This is a genomic window from Rheinheimera sp. EpRS3, assembly GCF_001513785.1.
Classification (GTDB): domain Bacteria; phylum Pseudomonadota; class Gammaproteobacteria; order Enterobacterales; family Alteromonadaceae; genus Alishewanella.
This window is the reverse complement of sequence record NZ_LNQS01000013.1, coordinates 63,923-80,454: the sequence shown is the minus strand read 5'-3', so window position 1 is coordinate 80,454 and position 16,532 is coordinate 63,923. Positions and strand designations below refer to the sequence as shown.

Genomic DNA, 16,532 nt, shown 5'->3' with positions numbered 1-16,532 from the left:
TCACAAAATGAAATTTAGCAACGACTTTCATTTTGGAAAAACCGGATATGATTTAGATGGATATAGAAGACTACAGCTGGTACTGCGACCTGCGCCGTTACGGTACAGTACCACACGCCGGCTTTGGTTTAGGCTTTGAGCGTTTAGTGTCATACGTTACCGGTGTAGGTAACGTGCGCGACGTTATCGCCTTCCCGCGTACGCCGGGCACTCCCCAATAAACAAAATGCAGAAAAGGCGCTTTAAACAGCGCCTTTTTTATTGCCCAAAGCAGAGGTTATTCAGTTAGCTACTTTTGTTTAACCATATAAAACAGATATTACTTTTTCTTGCTGGTTAAATTCTATATCGCAGCTAAGCAAGTGAAAATGCAGTACGCTGCTGTGAATAATACGCTTACCCTGCGGCAGGTTCTCTACTCTGTACTCCGATAAATTAACCGTGTTTAATTGCCGGATTACACTTGAATAAACAGTCCCTTTACTAAAATTACCGCAAAGGTAATACACCTCCTTTCGGGCTTCATTCGCGAAAAAACCGAAAACCAGTAAGCCCGAAATGGTGATTGCAGCCGCAATAAATTTTAGTTTCTGCATAATCCTGCTGTTCATTACATGATGTTTCGATAGTGCTTCAACAACTTTTACCTGACCCCGTGTCATGTCAATTGAAAGTCTACTGATCATGGGTAACTCGGGCATATAACGCCCGCAACTGGTTGCGAGTCGAGCCCAAAGGGCGTAATTTTTATCTGACCTGTTTACTTTTATGTCTGCACTTCATTCAATCTAGACTTTATATAACTCACAAAATCACTGTTCGACAGTGGCTTTATAAACTGACGCTCGAGTAGTATTACTTTGCCCCCTTGTTCTTGCGCCTCTTTTAGAGGGCCAGGCTTGATATCCAGTGTCAGCACAGGGTATATCAACGATCTAACAGCTAGTTCTATATCAGCTTCCTGCTTATACAAAATTTGTGTAGATTTGCGCTTTTGACTAGTTCCAAATTTTTGATTTAGATTTTTTCGAAACAGCTCATTAGTCTTATTGCTAAATCTACCTATTCCAAATCCGCCTGAGCGTTGTTGATCTGGTGGTAAATTCGAATTATGAAAACCAAACATTGCATCTACTTTTACCAAAGAATCTAAGTAGCGGTTTATATACTCCTTCAACTCCATACAACTCTCCGGAGTCTGCTGTACTTCATACTTTCCATGTTTGGTAACATAAAATGTGAATTGCTCAGTAGGGAAAAAACACTCTAAATCTAATTTTCGCGCGAACAATTCATCCCAAATATTATGGTCGATGAATACTCTCAACATTCCCTCCGAGAAAATAATGCCGAAATCATCAGCGTGTATTATGCGTTGGCTGAACTTCCTTATTAGCTGATGCTTCGCCATGCAGGTAAGCGCGCAATATGTACATAATTAGCAAGCCTGAAATCAGGCATGATGTATATATTACTGCTCTCAGCCCGTAAACAGGGTTAGAGAGTAGATTCTGGCTAAATTCAACAATTACACTATCGATCTTTGTGAACAGGTAACCAGATAAAAACGCCGATATAACTGCAGCATACTTTGTGAAAGCTTTTGACTCACTAGCATCTACTGGCGATGATAAAACACCGATCATCCATCCGCACAACACCCCAAAGACAGCAATTATCAATGTAAACCAAAATCCATTATCGCCAATATTTCGGTGTACGTAATAAGTTCCGAAGGCCATTAGCACATACATGGTGTTAATTACAGCAATCGACAACAACGCATTTAATCTGTTCATGAATAACTATCTCTCGTTAACGCTCATAGCACAGGCCGAACCCCACGGCAATTGAGGTCCAGCTGAAGCAGTCGCAGACTGTGACGCGTGTTATGCATACTTACTCTCAAAATCAGCGACTTTAATAAATGTATATTGTTCAATAAAAATCGCTAACTGCCCAGGGTGCGAGAACGTATTTTTGAATGACTCCTGCTCATCTGCAGTAACCCTGGTGATCTTCACAGTATACTGATTACAATCTTTTGTAATCTGAACTTTTGCTCTTGCCAGCCCAAGCTGCTTTTCTATTTCCAGCTCTGGAACTTTGTCCATCAAAGCACTGATAATATTTCCTTTAGTATTTTCTTCGGTATTTATCCAAAATCTTTGTTCAGCCTTGCTGTACTGGTATAAAGCAAAAATCATTGGGATAGAAAAAACTGATCCGAATATCGCATCTATTAAGGCATGCTCTATACTGGAAAAGACTCCTACCGTGAACATAAGTGCAGTTCCAAAACAAATTAAGTAAAAAAATCTTCGCCAGATGACTGCCGTCCATACTCGCTTTTCAAAAATATAACCAAACAAACCAATCAGGTAGATTATTGAAAAAACAGAGCTAAATATACTTAATATAGAAAATGCATTATTTGATATCAAATAGTATACGCTTAATAATATTATAGCTATGTTCAGAACAGCATAAATTAGCCAAAACACCTTTTTCAATGTTTACTCCTATTTTATTTTTAAGCATGCTCATTCTTCATACTACCACACAGGAAGCAATAATTTATTGAAAAACAAGCGTGCGCTATATTTCGGTGCCTCACTGTAGTAAGCAGTTAACTTAGCGAATGTATTTTGCATGCGCAACATATATATGTGCTGTGTAAACAGAATATATCAGCTGTTTTGGCGGGCCGGAGTGCTTAACTCCGTTTAGAGCAGCCAGCCTGTTAAACCGGCTGGCTTTTTTATATTCAAACAGAACCGGTATTGATACGTGCCATACATAACGCATTGACATAATTACCGTATTGAAAGGCAAAATCGGTTAGCTCTGCTTCTACTTCAAAACCAAAGCGCTCATACAACGCTATTGCTGCTTCGTTGCTGGTGTAAACAGTAAGCTCCATACGGCGGATATTTAGCCAGTTGTCGGCCATTTCTAACGCCGAGCGCAATAGCGCCGAGCCAATACCCTGCCCCTGATAGTCTTCCGACACACCCATACCAAGTTCGGCCACATGGCGGCGGCGCGGGCTTTGGCACACCTGTAACCCGAGCTGGCCTATTACTTTACCTTCTACCTCGGCCACCAGGTTATAAAAACCGGCACCGGCGGTGTACAGCCTTTGCCAGTTTGCCACCGGCTGATAAGGCAACTGCAGCGTATTGGCATACACAGTAGGTTGATCATAAATAGCTTTAATAGCGTCAATGTCAGCGGGTTCAGCATGACGGATCACAGCGGGCATAATGGCGTCCTTCACAATATACAGGCAATTATCTTAAGTGGGTTTAGTTGCAATCAACAAGGGCTAAAATGCAAAAAGCCAGCAAGATGCTGGCTTTATCGCACACTTGCCAGATTCAGAGTTGCTGTTCGAGCTCTGGCAGTACGGTAAACAAGTCGGCTACCAGGCCGTAATCGGCGATCTGGAAAATCGGCGCTTCGGCATCTTTGTTAATTGCTACTATGACTTTAGAGTCTTTCATACCGGCAAGGTGTTGAATAGCACCGGAAATACCCACTGCAATATACAGCTCTGGTGCCACAATTTTACCGGTTTGGCCAACCTGCATATCGTTTGGTACAAAGCCCGCATCTACTGCTGCGCGCGAGGCACCAATGGCGGCACCTAACTTATCGGCAATGCCATTTAGTAGCGCAAAGTTTTCACCATTTTGCATACCACGCCCACCAGAGATCACCACCCGGGCTGCTGTTAACTCCGGCCGCTCAGATTTTGTCAGCTCCTGGGTTACAAAGCGTGAGATACCGGCGTCATGCACAGCCGTTAAAGCTTCAACCGGGGCATTATTGCCGGTTTGCGCTTCGCGAAATGCTGCCGGGCGCACGGTAAGCACTTTAATGGCATCAGCCGATTTTACCGTTGCAATAGCGTTGCCGGCATAAATTGGCCTGACAAAGGTATCTGCGCTTTCAATGGCGATAACATCAGAAATTTGCGCCACATCCAGCATGGCCGCTACCCGTGGCAGGAAGTTTTTGCCGGTGGTGGTCGCCGCTGCCAGAATATGGCTGTAGTCTTTACCCAGCTCAGTTACCAAAGCAGCAATATTTTCTGCCAGCTGATGCTCGTAAGCGGCGTTGTCAGCATGCAGCACCTTTGTTACGCCAGCTATCGCAGCCGCTTCGGTTGCCGCTGCTGCACTGTTAAAACCAGCCACCAGCACGGTAATGTCACCACCAATAGCAGTGGCTGCCTGTACCACTTTAAGTGTTTCGCTCTTCAGGCTTTGGTTGTTATGCTCTGCAATAATTAAAATAGCCATCAGATCACCTTCGCTTCATGCTTTAACTTATCTACCAGCTCTGCCACAGATTCCACCTTAATACCGCCCTGACGGGTTGCCGGCGGCACCACTTTTAGCACCGTAACGTTAGAGCTTAAATTAACACCAAAGCTGTCGGCAGCTTTAACATCCAGCGGCTTTTTCTTTGCCTTCATAATATTAGGCAGTGACGCATAGCGCGGCTCGTTTAAGCGTAAGTCTGTTGACACTACCGCTGGCAGTGGCAGTTCTACCGTTTGTAAGCCACCGTCTATTTCACGGGTAACCTGCACTTTGCCATCAGCCAGTTGTACCTTGGAAGCAAAAGTACCCTGCCCCATACCGGTTAACGCCGCCAGCATCTGGCCGGTTTGGTTGTTGTCAGAGTCAATCGCCTGCTTGCCTAAAATAACCAGGCCGGGCTGTTCATCTGCTACCACTTTGGCCAGTAATTTTGCCACCTGTAATGAATCCAGGTTTTGATCTGTTTCTATATGCAGTGCACGATCTGCGCCTAATGCCAACGCCGTACGCAGTTGCTCTTGCACAGCAGTGGTACCAATAGACACAACGACAATTTCTGTCGCGCTACCGGCTTCTTTTAGCCGTACGGCTTCTTCTACCGCAATTTCACAAAACGGGTTTAACGCCATTTTCACGTTAGCCAAGTCAACACCTGATTGGTCAGCCTTTACCCGCACTTTTACGTTGTAATCTATTACCCGTTTCACCGGCACCAGTATTTTCATAAATTCCTCATTCTTTTCCTGTAACAGGCAACAGCTTTGCTACAGGTTTACGTTAAGGTAAAGCTAGCACGCTTTGGTTTGCCACAATCTACTTACTGTTGACGTTAACGTCAACCTGCAATACCCTAAACAGCATGATAAAAGCAGTGTAAGCTGTAAATAATAAACTCCAAGAGGCCAGGGCTGTGGAAAGAGAATCAATGGAATTCGATGTTGTTATAGTAGGTGGTGGCCCGGCTGGGCTGTCGGCTGCTATCCGTTTGATGCAACAAGCCAAAGCAGCAGCAAAAGAACTCAGCGTTTGTTTAGTTGAAAAAGGCTCTGAAGTAGGCGCGCATATCTTATCTGGCGCGGTGTTCGAGCCACGGGCGTTAAATGAATTAATACCCGACTGGCAACAGCAAGGGGCACCGGTAACAGTGCCGGTTACTCATGATGATATTTATTTGCTGAAAAATGGCCAAAGCGCAACAAAGCTGCCGGGCTTTGCCGTGCCTAAAACCATGCACAACAGTGGCAACTATATTGTATCGGTAGCGAACCTGTGCCGCTGGCTGGCACAGCAGGCTGAGCAACTTGGGGTAGAAATTTTCCCCGGTTTTGCTGCCAGTGAAGTACTGATTGAAAACAATGTGGTAAAAGGCATTGTTATTGGTGATATGGGGCTGGATAAACACGGCCAGCCTAAAGACAGTTATGTGCCGGGTATGGAGCTTAGGGCAAAGTACACCGTATTTGCAGAAGGTTGCCGCGGCCATTTAGGTAAGCATCTGATAAAGCACTTTAAACTGGATGAAGGTAAATCACCGCAGCATTATGCCATCGGCTTTAAAGAAATCTGGGATGTGCCTGCGGCTAAACATCACGCTGGCTTGGTGGTGCATTCAGCCGGTTGGCCTTTAGCCAGTGATACCGCCGGTGGTGGCTATTTATACCATGCAGAGAACCAGCAAATTGTGGTTGGGTTGATTATTGACCTTAGCTACAGCAACCCGCACTTAAACCCGTTTGAAGAGTTTCAGCGCTATAAACAGCACCCGGTGATCAGCCAGTACCTCAGCAACGGCAAACGAATCAGCTATGGTGCCCGTGCTATTGCCAAAGGTGGCCTGAACAGCCTGCCGAAAATGAGCTTTAACGGTGGCCTGCTGATTGGTTGTGACGCTGGCACCCTTAACGGCGCTAAAATTAAAGGCAACCACACGGCAATGAAATCCGGCATGCTGGCCGCGGAAACGCTGTTTAACGCCATCAGCGATGCTGATGAAGGCGGACAGGATCTGACCGCGTTTGCCGAAGCGATAAAAAACAGCTGGCTGTATGACGAGCTATACCGCTCACGCAACTTCGGCCCGGCAATGCATAAGTTTGGCACCTTCTGGGGTGGCGCTTTTAATACGCTGGAGCAAAACTGGTTTGGCGGTAAATTTCCGTTTACTTTAAAAGATAACAGCCTGGACTACGCCCAGCTAAAGCTCGCCAGCGAAGCCCCGGTTATCAACTACCCTAAACCAGATAATGTGCTGAGTTTTGACCGCTTATCTTCGGTGTATTTATCCAATACCAACCACGAAGAAGAGCAGCCCTGCCACCTTAAACTGGCTAACAGCCAGATCCCGGTTAGCGTTAATCTGCCTAAATATAATGAACCGGCCCAACGTTATTGTCCGGCCGGAGTGTACGAGATCGTACAAAACGAAAATAATGAGCCGCAGTTTCAGATAAATGCACAAAACTGCATTCATTGTAAAACCTGTGATATTAAAGATCCGTCGCAAAATATTACCTGGGTAACCCCCGAAGGCGCTGGCGGGCCTAACTATCCGAATATGTAACAATAAACCGACAGCGCCTGCGCCTATGTTTGCGAAAATATCGCGTTAAGGCGCTGTTTTACTTACTACATTTTAATTTACTGATATTTACTGTTTATATGCTGGTGTTTTTAAGCTTTTCATTGTATTAATTTTAAACAACAACTACCTTTGGTTATGGGTATTGTTTAAATTAATAGCTGAAAGGCTCTGCCAGAGACAGGAAGTAGTGTGATGACAAATAAAATAAATACGGAACGTACCGTACAAGATGATGTAGTAATTGTTAAAAACGCGCCGAAAAAAAATTCACCTCAAATTCTGCCCCCCTCTTTCGCCAGCGATCGGTATATGTATTTTACTGAGCGTGATCTGAATAAAATTCTGACGAACCTGGATGCACTGCGCAGTAGCGTTTTTCCGCTGGTTAACCCTGACAACGAAATAGAAAGCCGTAAACAGCAAAACTTTCCTTCAGTATGCCTGATTGGCCTGGGCCGGTGTGGTTCTAATATTGCGCTTGATGTGGCCTCATTAGTGTATAACGCCCGCAACTTTTATCTGAACGAATTTAACAACGAAGAAAAACAAACCCGCGAACAAGAATACCGGCCAATGCGCTGGATTAAACGCAGCCTGAATTTATCAGACACACAGGCCGTTAAACCGGTATTTTTAATTGAGCCTCTGGTGATGCTCGGCGATTTGGATAAAGACATCGAAGGCCGGATCCGCTTTTCCCACAAGGGTGAAAAAAGCGGCTTTTTGCATGACTACACCAAAATGAAAATTATGGACTTGTCTGAGGTACATGCCGGTGGCGCCGGTAATGCCCCTATTCTTGGCCAGTATCTGGCAAAAATTATCCTCAACAAAGACACCCAGCGCTTTGCTAATGCTGAATGGAAGTATATCCATTCTTATCTGATTGATTCTTGTGGTATTAAAGCCAACCAATCGCGGCTGTATTTCTATATTTTCAGCGCCGGCGGTGGCACAGGCTCGGGTATGGCATCAGAGTTTGGCTTAGCCCAACAATATGCCTATATGAGCAAAACCTTCGATACCCGCACTATGGGCGAAGATGAAGAAAACCGTGGCCACTCCTTTGTGTTTGAACCGATCTTTACCAGCGGTATTTGTATTTTGCCGAACATTTCTGATCATGGCGTAGAAATGTCTGAAGCGCTGCATATCAACGCCGGGCGCTTATTATGTAAATACCTGGCTGAGGAATGGGATTTCTCTTACAACTTTGATAATGAAGACAGCAGCGAATCCAGCGTAATGCACCGCATCCGGCCCTGGAATGCCATGATGCTGATCTCCAATGACATTATGCGTTACGCCGAAGAAACCGATGACGGTGGCATTCAGCATATCGATGTTAATGCGATGGAAAAATATGCCAACCAGTACATCTCACAACAGATTTTTAATATTCTGACCGCCCAGGCCGTGACCACAGATTACGACGAGAACTATTTCCGCCGTGCCGGTATCGATATCGGTGAAACTATCCGCCTTGACGCCAATGACCTGTTTATGAGCCTGGCCGGCCCCGTTGCGGTGGCCTATGCCGAATCCGTAATACCAGGTGATAGCAGCAATGCCGACAGACTTAAGCTGTTTGAGAAAACCGGCACCGGTTTAAATATTGATGACTTGTTCTTCCGCTCTATCGACCTGCCACACTTTAATAAAGTAACTCAGGCCATTGAAGGTATCAGCCTGTTACCGATTGAATCCGGCCGCTATCGCGAAACACTGGCCAGCTACGTCAAAAATGGCTATAATGCGGCAGAGCTCAAAGATCTGCATTTCTTTAAAAATTGCTCGTCAGTGGTGTCTATCGTTTCGCTGCCAAAAGACTACAAATTGTCTTATATGGATTTAAACCGGCTGAAATCACATTTAAACTCGTTATTTCCCAACACCACATTAAAGCGCTATGCGCTGGTAATTGGTGCGTCAGCCAATATTTCACTGACAACGCTGATAGTAAAAAGCCCCTGCTTAAGCGACGACTTTTTAACGCTGATTGTTGCCTTTATTAAACGCTGTTTTGCCAAAGACAACTATCGCTTTGACGAGCAGTTAGATCAGGCGATGCTTGAGTTTATCCGCGCCGAGCACTTCGATGAAGACGCCTTGGATCAAATGCTGCACGAATTTGAAAACCCGGCCAAAATACTCGACACTAACTGGTACGCTATTAAGCCAATGTACGAGAAAAAATACCGTGAACTTATTCATAATAAAGACAAATTTGTCTCAATAAATGATATTCGCTTAAGCCGCGACAGCGTAAAAAAAGCCATTAAATACCTGCGCGAGATTTACCGGCATAAGATCAGTAAAACCAAGGTTATTTCACTTAACCCGCAAACGAATAAAAAAGCCGCTGCAGAATAACCTGGCGGCTTGGCTAAAAGGCCTGACATTTATTGCCAGGCCTTTTTTGTATCTGCCATTAAGGTTTTTTATATGTCAAGGTAACGGCGCGCCACGGCTACTGATATACAGCTGATACCAGTGCTCACGGCTTAAATGCACCTGGCTTGCCCCGGCGCATGCTGCTATGCGCTGCGGGTTAGCTGTGCCAATCACCGGTTGAATAGCAGCCGGATGCCGCATAAGCCAGGCCAGTACAATGGCTTCACGGCTGCACTGATATTGCTCAGCTAACTGAGCCACCAATGCTGCAGTGGCGCGCTCAGTGTCGGTTTGTGTTTGTGCACCGCTAAAAGCGCCTTTTGCCATGCTGCCCCAGCTTTGCAGCTGCACACCCTGTTGCTGACAATATTCCACAGTGCCATAACTAAAATGCTTGTTACTACCCTGCGGCATGCCTGTTAGCACACTTTCTTCCAGCCAGTCGATGTCGGCCAGGCTCATTTGCAGCTGATTCACCAGCAACGGCTGCGACAATGCCGATTGCAACCACTGCATTTGTGCCCAGCCCATATTCGACACACCAAAATGGCGCACTTTACCTTGCTGTACTAACTGATCGAACGCTTGCGCTACCTGCTCTGGCTGCATCAGTGGATCAGGCCGGTGCAATAGCAACAGATCCAGATAGTCGGTGTTTAACCGCGTTAAGCTCTGCTCCACAGAGCGGATAATATAGTCTTTAGAAAAATCATAGCGGCCTGGGCCCTGCTCGTCGGCAAAGCGGATAGCACATTTAGTTTGGATAAACATCTCTGCGCGTTTTGCCGGCGCAGCCGCCAGGTACTGGCCAAACACCTGCTCAGCTTTACCGCGGGTATAGATATCGGCGTGATCAAAAAAATTAATACCGTTGGCCAAGGCTGCATCAACAGCAGAAAACGCATGGCGTTGCTGCTCGGCGGTAGTGGTATTGCTGTCCCAGCTACCGCCCAAACCCATACAACCAAACGCCAGTGAACTTATACCAGGCAGATGCCGGGATAAAGGGATCATAAAAACTCCAGACAATGAAATACCGCGATAGTGTAGCGAAAAACAGCCTGAACCCCTACACTATCGCCATTATTAAATGCTGCCGGAATACTTCTGCGTTATGTCTGATGTCATGTTATACAGGTTAAACAAATTTATCAGTGATACGGGTTTTTGCTCGCGTCGCGAAGCCGATAAATTTATTGAAAATGGTCAGGTTACGGTTAATGGCGCTGTGGCGCCGGTTGGCCTTAAAGTCACTGAAAATGATCAGGTACTGATTAACGGTAAACCGTTAAAAGCCAAGCCAAAACGGGTTTATCTGGCTTATAACAAACCGGTAGGCATTACCTGCACTACAGAGCGGCATATTCCCGGCAATATCATTGATGCAGTGCGTTACCCCGAGCGCATATTTCCGATAGGCCGGCTGGATAAACCCTCTGAAGGGCTTATTTTTCTGACCAATGACGGCGATATCGTCAACAAAATTCTGCGCGCCGGTAATGCACATGAAAAAGAATATGTGGTTACTGTTAATAAACCCATTACAGAGCGCTTTATTCAGCAGATGGGCAAAGGCGTGCCCATTCTCGATACCGTAACCCTGCCCTGTGTTGTACAACAACGCTCAAAACAGAGTTTTTCCATTATTTTAACCCAGGGATTAAACCGGCAAATACGCCGCATGTGTGAGTATCTGGGCTACGACGTACAAACATTAAAACGTACCCGTATTATGCATATTCGTGGCGCAGGCTTAAAACCGGGGCAATGGCGTTTGCTCGATGACATTGAAATACGGATGCTTGAGGCACAATTGCTAAGCTCCAGTAAAACCGCTGACAACAGCTTGGGCAACGACAGCTTTGATGATTAAGGCAGCTTGGATAATTGCCACAACCAGGGATCGTTATGCATATGCAGTTTAAATTACCGTTTTATATTACGTTGCTGCTTGGACCTTTACTGTTTTTACTGACATTAGTATCTGAACCTGTGTTTAGCGGTATGTCAGTAAATGCCTGGCTGATCACCGGCCTCACTTGCTGGATGGCCCTGTGGTGGATAACAGAGCCGGTGCCGATACCGGTTACGGCCATGCTGCCGATTGTCATAGTGCCACTTATTAGCCTTGATACTATAGGCAACGTTACAGCGCCCTACGCTCATCCGTTAATTTTCCTGTTTCTTGGCGGCTTTATGTTGTCAATTGCCATGGAGCGCTGGAACTTGCATAAACGCATTGCGCTGTTAACCATGCTGTTGGTAGGTACCAAACCCAGCCAGCAAATTGCCGGTATTATGCTGGTAACGGCATTTTTATCTATGTGGATGTCTAACACCGCCACCGCCGTAATGATGCTGCCGATCGGCTTATCCGTTATTGCCATGCAGCAAGAGCAAGGCATGAACAATGATAATTTTGCTAAAGCTGTTTTGCTGTCTATTGCCTACGCCGCCAGTATCGGTGGTATTGCAACCTTAATTGGCACACCGCCTAATGCCTTGCTAGCTGCCTATCTGGAGCGTAGTTATCAGCTACAACTCAGTTTTAGTGACTGGATGCTGTTTGGTGTACCGCTGGCAGTCAGCCTGTTACTGGTATGCTGGCTCTGGCTGACACAATTTCATTTCCGGCTGGACAATTTGCCGTCAGTAGATAGCCGCGCTTTATACCGGCAAAAGCTATCTGCACTGGGGACGATGCACAATGCTGAAAAGTTAGTGCTGATGGTGTTTTCCCTGGCAGCTTTTTTCTGGGTATTTCGCGGGCCCCTTAGCAATATTAGCGGCATTAAACTGGACGATACGTTAATTGCCATTTTTGCTGCCAGTTTGCTGTTTATCTTACCGGTGTCATTAAAAACCGGCCAACGCATTCTGAACTGGGAAGATTGCCAAAAGTTACCCTGGGGCGTATTGCTGTTATTTGGCGGTGGTTTAACCCTGGCAACCCAAATCGACAACTCAGGCTTATCGGCTTATATCGCCACACAGATTGGCCAGCTTGGCAGCATTAATTTAGTTTTGCTGATTGTTCTGGTGACCACTGTGATTATTTTTCTGACTGAAATCACCAGTAATACCGCCACCGCTGCGGCATTTCTGCCATTACTGGGCCCGGTGGCGGTGTCACTGGATACTTCAGCCGCCATGCTGGTGATCCCGGCAGCAGTGGCAGCAAGTTGCGCCTTTATGATGCCGGTAGCCACCCCGCCTAATGCCATAGTGTTTGCATCCGGTAAGCTGAAAATTATTGATATGGTAAAAGCCGGCCTGGTGCTGAATTTGGCGGCTATAGTGCTTATTACACTAGCAGTGTTATTTCTGGCACGTTATATATTTGATTTTTAAGCTTTACCCCACCCGGCCAACGGGTGGGCCGTATGCAGGCAATAAAGAATGTCGGCAATAAAAAATGCAGACAATAAAAAACGCAGCCACAGGGCTGCGTTTTTTATGTTTGGAGCGAGTAACGAGGTTCGAACTCGTGACCTCGACCTTGGCAAGGTCGCGCTCTACCAGCTGAGCTATACTCGCGAAAATCTGGTTATTTACTCTTAGTGAGTAATGGTGCCCGGGGCCGGACTTGAACCGGCACGCCCTTTCGAGCGAGGGATTTTAAATCCCTTGTGTCTACCGATTTCACCACCCGGGCAGACAACTTTACTGTATCACTTTTACTGTACTACTTTTTTGGTTTTCTGGTTTTACCAGATAAAACTGTGTGATGGAGGCGGGTCCCGGAGTCGAACCGAGATGGACGGATTTGCAATCCGCTGCATGGCCATTCTGCCAACCCGCCATTCAAACAATTTTCACTCTTTGAAAGAGTTGGAGCGAGTAACGAGGTTCGAACTCGTGACCTCGACCTTGGCAAGGTCGCGCTCTACCAGCTGAGCTATACTCGCGTTGTTATGGCCATGTGCCTTAACACGAGACGCATTCTACTGTTTTAATTCAGCCAGTCAATAATAAATTTTTGCTTTTATGACTGACTGATTAAAATTTGACTGAGTTGCGCTAATAAGCAACAAAAACAGTTATTAATGTATCAAATCCCGCCACGCTGCTTTGAGGTAACTGTACATAGACCATATTGTCAGCACCGTTGCGATATAAAGTAACAGCATACCTACCGGCGTAAACCAGCTTACCAGCCAGAACTCTGGCCGCCAGATCAGGCCAATTAATGCCAGCATCTGGGCAATCGTTTTATACTTGCCTAAATTAGATACCGCCACATTTGCCCGCTTACCCAGCTCTGCCATCCATTCCCGTAAGGCAGAAATGACAATTTCACGGCCGATCATAATAATGGCCGGTATGGTCACCCAAAGCGATACACTGTCTACCGCTATCAGCACCAGCGCCACGGCAACCATCACCTTATCAGCTACCGGGTCAAGAAAAGCGCCAAACGGCGTAGACTGCTCTAACTTACGCGCCAGATAACCGTCCAATGCATCTGTGATCGCCGCTAGACAAAACACAAATGATGCCCAGAATCGGGCATTCTCCATACCTGAATAAAAACATAAGATAAAAACCGGGATCAGAAACAGTCGGAACAGGGTTAACAGATTGGGAATATTCCACATCTTAATATTCTCTACGGCATGTATGCCGCTATGCTACTTGTTATGACAGGCATGGTAAATCTTTTCTGCCTGTGCCTTTGATATTCCCGGTACTGAGCTAAGCTCGGCAACGGAAGCTCGCATTACGCCCTGTAAGCCACCAAGATACTGCAATAATGCCTGACGTCGTTTTTCACCGATACCTTTAACTTGCTCAAGTGGGCTTTTGATCAGCGCTTTGCCACGTTTATTACGATGTCCGGTAATAGCAAAACGATGCGCTTCATCACGAATTTGCTGAGTAAGGTGCAGTGCCGGTGCATCGGCTGGCAAATTAATGCTGCGTCCGCTTTGTGCCAGAATCAGCGTTTCAAGGCCGGGCTTACGGCTGGTACCTTTGGCCACGCCCACCAGCAATGGCATTTTTGCATGCGGCCAGTTGGCAAACTGCGCTATAGCGGTATTCAGCTGGCCCTGGCCACCGTCGATAAAAATAATATCCGGTATTTTTTCTGCATCCTGCAACTTAGTGTAACGCTTGTCCAGCGCAAACTGCATTGCTGCGTAGTCATCGCCGCCAGTGATACCGGTGACATTGTAACGGCGGTACTCTGCTTTATATGGCCCCTGGCCATCAAACACCACACAGGAGGCAATCGTTGCCTGCCCCATCGTATGGCTGATATCAAAACACTCCATCCGTGTTATCGGCTGTTCTAACTGCAATAATTGCTGTAACTGCTGATAGCGTAAGGCCATTTTCTGGCTAAGCGATTGCTTATTGTCGCAAGAGAGCTGGGCATTTTTTTGTGCCAGGCTAAGATATTGCGCTTTCTCACCACGCTGGGCATAAGTAATACGCACTTTGCGCCCGGCAATCTCACTGATAGCGGCCGCGACCGCATCCATCTCCGGCAGTGGCTTGGCAATCACAATCTCCCGCGGCATTTGCTGGGTGCCATAGCCATCAAGATAAAACTGCAGTAAAAAAGCACTGAGAATTTCGCTCTCCTCAGTATCTGCCGGTACTTTAGGAAAGTAAGCTTTACTGCCCAGTACTTTTTGCTGACGGACAAACAATACATGCACTGCAGCAACACCATGCGAATAAGCAAAACCAATAATATCCATCTCGTCATGCTCGCCACTGACGCTTTGCTGCTCTTGCACTTTTCGCAGCGCAATAATTTTATCGCGCAGTTGGGCCGCCTGTTCAAACTGCAACTCTTCACTAGCCTGTGTCATGCGTTGCACCAGGTTATCAATAACCTGCTGATCTTTGCCCTGCAGAAATAAACTGGCCAGCCGCACCTGTTGTTGATACTCCTCATCAGAAATTTTTCCGACACAGGGCGCTGAGCACAGTTTTAGCTGATACTGCAGGCATGGCCGGGTTCTGGCACGGTAAAAACCATCTTCACACTGGCGGATGGGGAAAATTTTTTGCAAGCTTTTCAGGCTTTGCCACACCGCCCCTGCATTGGGGTAAGGGCCAAAATACTGCCCGGCACTTTTACGTGGCCCACGGTGCGAGCTGATACGCGGGTGCTTATGATCACTGATTAAAATATAAGGGTAAGATTTGTCGTCCCGCAGCAATACGTTGTAACGCGGCAAGAACTGCTTAATAAGGTTGTTTTCCAGGATCAGAGCTTCGGTTTCGCTATGCGTCAGGGTGTATTCAACCTGAACTATCTGGCTCACCAGAGAACGGGTTTTAATGCTGTCTACATTGGTGCGAAAATAACTGCTGAGCCTGGCGCGCAGATCTTTGGCCTTGCCAACATAAATAACCTGCTCCGCGGCGTTTAACATACGATAAACGCCGGGCTGGTGAGGAACCTGCTTTAAAAAGGTTTTAGCGTCAAACATCAGGCTTTAGCGATGTCGATCATGCCATGGCGCAATGCCATATGTGTCAGCTCTACATCACCACTGATTGCCAGCTTTTCAAACATCCGGTAACGATATGAGTTAACCGTTTTAGCACTGACATTCAGTTGATCGGCAATATCATTTACCTTTTGCCCCTGCGTAATCATCATCATAATTTGCAGTTCGCGGTCTGATAAATCGTCAAACGGATTCTGGCTTTGATTATTCACTTTGCTCATGGCCATTTTCTGTGCAACTTCATCAGAAATATGTCGGGCACCGGAATACACTTTACGTATAGCCGACACCATTTCACGCGGTGGTGAATTTTTCGAAATAAAACCTGCTGCCCCCAACTGCATGACTTTAGTCGGCACCGGCTCTTCGCAGGATACCGACAACGCCAACACTTTAATGTCAGGGCAATAATGCAAAATACGCTTTGTTGCTGTCATACCGCCCATGCCGGGCATATTCATATCCATCAACACCACATCAGGTTCGTGTTGACGGCAAAATTGTAATGCTTCTTCGCCAGAGCCAGCCTCGCCAATCACCTTGATACCGCGCTCATCCATTAGTATGCGACTGATCCCAGTACGAACAAGCTCATGATCATCAACTAACAGAACGTTAATCAATTTCGCTCTCCGGATTACTGGATATTAGAATTATTCTAGCTGTCTAGCATAGCCGAGCATCGCTGGTTTTGCTAAACAAATTAAAGCAAAAAGCGTTGTTTTGCAGTGTTGCAGCGTAGTGTGCCAGAAAGGT

At 46.3% G+C, this 16,532-nt stretch carries 16 protein-coding genes and 4 tRNA genes; 5 read left to right on the top strand and 15 right to left on the bottom strand.

The features are described 5' to 3' along the window. Window positions 1-56 precede the first annotated feature (56 nt). Window positions 57-221 carry an amino acid--tRNA ligase-related protein gene (locus tag AR688_RS20055; RefSeq protein ID WP_231732200.1) on the top strand — a complete coding sequence of 55 codons (165 nt, stop codon included), beginning with the start codon at window positions 57-59 and terminating at the stop codon, window positions 219-221. 78 nt (window positions 222-299) lie between these two features. Here the strand turns inward: AR688_RS20055 and AR688_RS19670 are convergent, their stop codons facing one another. The 7 genes from AR688_RS19670 to AR688_RS19645 form a co-directional block, all read right to left on the bottom strand. Next, on the bottom strand, window positions 300-686 hold the full coding sequence (locus tag AR688_RS19670; protein WP_156420370.1) for a hypothetical protein: 387 nt from the start codon (window positions 684-686) through the stop codon (window positions 300-302). Between the two features lie 80 nt (window positions 687-766). Next, on the bottom strand, window positions 767-1,183 hold the full coding sequence (locus AR688_RS20315; protein ID WP_156420369.1) for a hypothetical protein: 417 nt from the start codon (window positions 1,181-1,183) through the stop codon (window positions 767-769). A gap of 175 nt (window positions 1,184-1,358) precedes the next feature. Further along, window positions 1,359-1,799 carry a hypothetical protein gene (locus tag AR688_RS20310; protein ID WP_156420368.1) on the bottom strand — a complete coding sequence of 147 codons (441 nt, stop codon included), beginning with the start codon at window positions 1,797-1,799 and terminating at the stop codon, window positions 1,359-1,361. Window positions 1,800-1,889: 90 nt separating this feature from the next. Beyond that, window positions 1,890-2,513 (bottom strand): hypothetical protein, encoded by a 624-nt coding sequence (locus tag AR688_RS19660; RefSeq protein WP_068238261.1) that lies wholly within the window; start codon window positions 2,511-2,513, stop codon window positions 1,890-1,892. A gap of 254 nt (window positions 2,514-2,767) precedes the next feature. Continuing rightward, window positions 2,768-3,265 carry a GNAT family N-acetyltransferase gene (locus tag AR688_RS19655; RefSeq protein WP_068238258.1) on the bottom strand — a complete coding sequence of 166 codons (498 nt, stop codon included), beginning with the start codon at window positions 3,263-3,265 and terminating at the stop codon, window positions 2,768-2,770. Between the two features lie 115 nt (window positions 3,266-3,380). Further along, window positions 3,381-4,307 (bottom strand): electron transfer flavoprotein subunit alpha/FixB family protein, encoded by a 927-nt coding sequence (locus tag AR688_RS19650; RefSeq protein WP_068238255.1) that lies wholly within the window; start codon window positions 4,305-4,307, stop codon window positions 3,381-3,383. Continuing rightward, complete coding sequence (locus tag AR688_RS19645) at window positions 4,307-5,056, bottom strand: electron transfer flavoprotein subunit beta/FixA family protein (RefSeq protein ID WP_068238253.1); 750 nt, start codon at window positions 5,054-5,056, stop codon at window positions 4,307-4,309. The genes AR688_RS19650 and AR688_RS19645 overlap by 1 nt, the downstream gene beginning before the upstream one ends. A 200-nt stretch (window positions 5,057-5,256) precedes the next feature. Here AR688_RS19645 and AR688_RS19640 point away from each other — a divergent pair, with 200 nt between their 5' ends. Continuing rightward, the gene (locus tag AR688_RS19640) at window positions 5,257-6,891 is read left to right on the top strand and encodes an electron transfer flavoprotein-ubiquinone oxidoreductase (RefSeq protein WP_197412294.1); all 1,635 of its coding nucleotides are present in this window, start codon (window positions 5,257-5,259) and stop codon (window positions 6,889-6,891) included. 330 nt (window positions 6,892-7,221) lie between these two features. After that, window positions 7,222-9,285 (top strand): hypothetical protein, encoded by a 2,064-nt coding sequence (locus AR688_RS19635; protein ID WP_231732202.1) that lies wholly within the window; start codon window positions 7,222-7,224, stop codon window positions 9,283-9,285. Window positions 9,286-9,360: 75 nt separating this feature from the next. Here AR688_RS19635 and AR688_RS19630 read toward each other — a convergent pair whose 3' ends face one another. Next, entirely contained in the window at window positions 9,361-10,320 is a 960-nt protein-coding gene (locus AR688_RS19630) for an aldo/keto reductase (protein WP_068238247.1), read from the bottom strand. 100 nt (window positions 10,321-10,420) lie between these two features. Here AR688_RS19630 and AR688_RS19625 point away from each other — a divergent pair, with 100 nt between their 5' ends. Together AR688_RS19625 and AR688_RS19620 are read left to right on the top strand one after the other, a co-directional pair. Beyond that, complete coding sequence (locus AR688_RS19625; protein WP_068238244.1) at window positions 10,421-11,179, top strand: pseudouridine synthase; 759 nt, start codon at window positions 10,421-10,423, stop codon at window positions 11,177-11,179. Between the two features lie 35 nt (window positions 11,180-11,214). Further along, the gene (locus AR688_RS19620) at window positions 11,215-12,657 is read left to right on the top strand and encodes an SLC13 family permease (protein WP_068238241.1); all 1,443 of its coding nucleotides are present in this window, start codon (window positions 11,215-11,217) and stop codon (window positions 12,655-12,657) included. Window positions 12,658-12,767: 110 nt separating this feature from the next. On the opposite strand, the gene AR688_RS19615 is transcribed toward AR688_RS19620, so the two are convergent. The 7 genes from AR688_RS19615 to uvrY form a co-directional block, all read right to left on the bottom strand. After that, window positions 12,768-12,843 (bottom strand) — tRNA-Gly (locus tag AR688_RS19615). Between the two features lie 31 nt (window positions 12,844-12,874). Then, window positions 12,875-12,961, bottom strand: a tRNA-Leu gene (locus AR688_RS19610). Window positions 12,962-13,034: 73 nt separating this feature from the next. Then, a tRNA-Cys gene (locus AR688_RS19605) sits at window positions 13,035-13,108 on the bottom strand. Between the two features lie 30 nt (window positions 13,109-13,138). Then, window positions 13,139-13,214: transfer RNA gene (locus AR688_RS19600), tRNA-Gly, on the bottom strand. A 135-nt stretch (window positions 13,215-13,349) separates the two neighbouring features. Further along, window positions 13,350-13,904, bottom strand: coding sequence for a CDP-diacylglycerol--glycerol-3-phosphate 3-phosphatidyltransferase (gene pgsA / locus AR688_RS19595; RefSeq protein ID WP_068238239.1), 555 nt, complete (start codon window positions 13,902-13,904; stop codon window positions 13,350-13,352). Window positions 13,905-13,937: 33 nt separating this feature from the next. Next, on the bottom strand, window positions 13,938-15,755 hold the full coding sequence (uvrC, locus tag AR688_RS19590; RefSeq protein WP_068238237.1) for an excinuclease ABC subunit UvrC: 1,818 nt from the start codon (window positions 15,753-15,755) through the stop codon (window positions 13,938-13,940). After that, entirely contained in the window at window positions 15,755-16,399 is a 645-nt protein-coding gene (gene uvrY, locus AR688_RS19585) for a UvrY/SirA/GacA family response regulator transcription factor (RefSeq protein WP_068238235.1), read from the bottom strand. Before uvrY ends, uvrC begins: the two co-directional genes overlap by 1 nt. Window positions 16,400-16,532 lie beyond the last annotated feature (133 nt).